Raw genomic sequence first — 2756 nt, 5'->3', positions numbered from 1 at the left:
ATCTTGGCTTAAATAATTTTGCTGCGATTGCTCACTCATTTTAATTTGGTATCAATAGGAGTATGCAATGGGCTATTTGGTTAATAAAGTTGAATGGGATTTACAAAAAGACATATTACAAAAAATTCGTGAGCGGGTTTTTGTCTACGAATTACATATTCCAAAACACATTGAGTTTGATAGCCTAGATAAAATTGCGTTACATGTACTTGTTACAGATGACGCGCACCACCCTGTTGCAACAGGTAGATTATGTACTGATGGCTTAATTAGCAGAATAGCAGTATTACCCGCCCACCGAAATCGCAGTGTATATAAATCACTTCTCAATTTTATTGTTAAGCTAGCATCTAGCCAAGGCATAGAAGAAATCAGCATTAATTGTATTTTAAATGAAGTAGGACGTTTTAAGCTAAATGGCTTTGCAGAACACGGAAATGTTTTTATGGAAGCTGGAATTGCAAGACAGCGTATGCAGTGTAAAGTTGAGCACTTTAATACAGCCCCTTTCACGCTTGTTCATTAGATAAAGAAAAGGGTAATAAATAAGCTATTACCCTCTACGTTATTGCTTAATACGCACCATAGCTACTTTGATTCATTAGCCCACAGTGGTTCATTCTCATATATTTCGTACAAGCCATGTGCTCTATTTATAAGTAAGTTAGCAAAATCTACCTGCGTTTTATCTCGCGCGCCTGTACTCATAATTTGATCCGCTTTTAATTGCCACTGCAATGAAAAGTAACGCATTGCATCGCGTGCATCTGTTGCTGCACTTACTTCAGCATGATCAGTAGGTAAGCGCCCTGTAACAACCCAATAAGTTTTACCGTTCTGTGCTTTAAACTTCCACATTGCACAAAGAGGTGCTAAAAATCGGCTGTCTTTATCAACTACTGACTTTGGCATAATACCTTTTTCGGCTAAATGCTTTTGTGCAGCTTGAAAGCATTCACGCTGCCATGCAATACCTTGCTGTTCTGCTAAAGCTTGCTCTTGTGCTGTTAACTGTTTTTTTTCTTGTTGTTCCATTTTAATAACCTTTTTACTTCTTTTTTTACACTCTAAGGGCTTAGTAAATAAGGTGCAAGTATAAAACAGCCGTTTGCACCTTAAAGCCTTCTGTTTGCTGTGTTTTTAGACAAATTGCTATTTTATATTGTGATCAAACGATCCTACATCACCCGGAAAAACCACTGGTGACTCAATGCCCTCTTTACTAACAGAGGCAACACCAAAGTAATAATTATCAATCACTACATTTTCAAGCGTATACTTTGAAACATTACCCACGTATTTACTAAATTGCCATTGCGGCTCACTCGTGTAACGCCAATAAATTTTATATCCAGCAATGTTCTCGTCATCATTTTTCGCCCATGAAAACGAAGTATTAGCTGTAACAGCCCCCGTTATTTTAACCTTTTTTGGTGGTGCAGGTGCCCATGCCATAGACGCCATAGTTACCGCATTAAGTGAGGTTAGCTTTGCCGTGTAATCAAAATCAACGCCTTCAATTGTATCGCCATACTCAACACCATTCTCAGTGCGTAGATCTTGATGCTGACGATCGTAGTGCTCGTTAGTTTCCATAATACGCACCGCTGCAAAACCTGCATCGTTAAATGGACGATGATGCCCACCACGGCCAAATCTATCTAATCGATATACAAGCATCGTATCTAGATTAGGGATGTATCTGTCGGCAACGGTATCAATATAACGTGCTAAATTGCGACTCGCCGAATCAACTTCACCACCTGTAAAGCGACGAGTATTAGCTTGCGCCTTGGTTTCTACAACACGGGTGCCTTCAGAGAATATACGTGCAGTGGTGTTATCGATTACGCCATTAATTCCGGTAATGTTACCAATCATATCGTTATTTAAAACACCATGAACTTGCCAGTTATGCTTTTGCGCATACGCGGTGAGTATTTTTCCGCCAAACAACCCTTGCTCTTCGCCCGAAAGCGCCGCATACACTACTGAGCCATTAAATTTATACTTACTCAGTACTCGCGCAGCTTCAATTACACCAGCAACACCCGACGCGTTATCGTTTGCTCCAGGCGAATCGCTGGTAAAATCCATAACATCACTTACACGCGAATCTATGTCACCCGACATCATCACCATGCGATTAGGCTCACTTGACCCGCGTTGAATAGCGACAATATTCACCACTTCAACAGGATTCGGAATGCGTTTTTCACCCGAAATAGTCTCTTTCACTTCTATTATTTCAAGACAGCCTCCACATTGGGCTGATATTGTTTCGAATTCTTTTTTTATCCAACGCCTTGCCGCGCCAATGCCTCGAGTATCCGATTTAGTCTCTGAAAGCGTATGACGAGTACCAAAATCCACCAGCGTTTGAATGTCACTGCCAATACGTTCAGCCGACACTTCACTAGCTATATCGTGTAACTTTTGTTGGTCGGTATACTGTAATTGTGTTTGCCCATGTGCTGACATCGCAATGGTACATGCACTAGCAAGTACGCTAAATTTAAGTAATCTTGTTGATATTTTAAAAGGTGATTTAAGCATCTATTAGCTCCTAATTATTATAGTGTAACCATTACTGAACTAAGGTTTTATGGCAATACATTTGAGGTAGATGCAGAAAGGAGCACGCTAAAGCGCAGTTATAACAATAGTTAGAGAATTAATTGAGTCGCACAATTAACATAATGCCGGCCATAGGAATTAAACCAAACATCCAAAGTTTTATTCCTAAAATATATTTT

Annotated in this window: 3 protein-coding genes; 1 reads left to right on the top strand and 2 read right to left on the bottom strand. The window is 39.8% G+C overall.

All coding sequences use genetic code 11. The annotated features are described in order from the left end of the window. The first annotated feature begins 67 nt into the window (after positions 1-67). Positions 68-526 (top strand): GNAT family N-acetyltransferase, encoded by a 459-nt coding sequence (locus GQR46_RS18370; protein ID WP_165741970.1) that lies wholly within the window; start codon positions 68-70, stop codon positions 524-526. A 62-nt stretch (positions 527-588) separates the two neighbouring features. Here GQR46_RS18370 and GQR46_RS18365 read toward each other — a convergent pair whose 3' ends face one another. Together GQR46_RS18365 and GQR46_RS18360 are read right to left on the bottom strand one after the other, a co-directional pair. Then, entirely contained in the window at positions 589-1035 is a 447-nt protein-coding gene (locus tag GQR46_RS18365; RefSeq protein WP_165741967.1) for a DUF4826 family protein, read from the bottom strand. 117 nt (positions 1036-1152) lie between these two features. Then, complete coding sequence (locus GQR46_RS18360; protein ID WP_165741964.1) at positions 1153-2556, bottom strand: M28 family metallopeptidase; 1404 nt, start codon at positions 2554-2556, stop codon at positions 1153-1155. Positions 2557-2756 lie beyond the last annotated feature (200 nt).

The sequence above is a fragment of the Pseudoalteromonas sp. Z1A6 genome, from assembly GCF_011378745.1.
GTDB lineage: Bacteria > Pseudomonadota > Gammaproteobacteria > Enterobacterales > Alteromonadaceae > Pseudoalteromonas > Pseudoalteromonas arctica.
The sequence above is the reverse complement of the archived record's forward strand: the minus strand, read 5'-3'. Positions and strand labels throughout refer to the sequence as shown.